General features: G+C 62.0%; 1 protein-coding gene. It reads right to left on the bottom strand.

Annotated elements, in window-relative coordinates; genetic code table 11:
• Positions 1 to 230, bottom strand: a 230-nt coding sequence (locus XINFAN_RS20895; RefSeq protein ID WP_199286499.1) for a transposase, incomplete at its 3' end; no start/stop codon positions are given.
• Positions 231 to 287: the final 57 nt, after the last annotated feature.

Below are 287 nucleotides of genomic sequence, written 5' to 3' on the forward strand. Positions count from 1 at the left end.
TTCCATGGCTCGATCTGCCTGAGTGCCAGGCCGAACAGCACCTTCATCGTCAGGCAGGTCTGGATCGCGGTATCGCTGTAGTCGGGCTGGCGACCACGCTTGCCGGTCGGCGCCGCCTCCCAGGGCATCGCGGGATCGAACCAGATCGTCAGCGAACCACGCCGCCGGAGCGCGTCGTTATAAGCGGGCCAGTTCCTGGTCTTGCAGACGGGCGGCGGGGGGTTACTCATGCAGCACAGCTACCACGCTGGATTCATAAGATGAATCCAGCACGATTCGTGCAATAA

The sequence above is a fragment of the Pseudogemmobacter humi genome (assembly GCF_900609055.1).
Classification (GTDB): domain Bacteria; phylum Pseudomonadota; class Alphaproteobacteria; order Rhodobacterales; family Rhodobacteraceae; genus Pseudogemmobacter; species Pseudogemmobacter humi.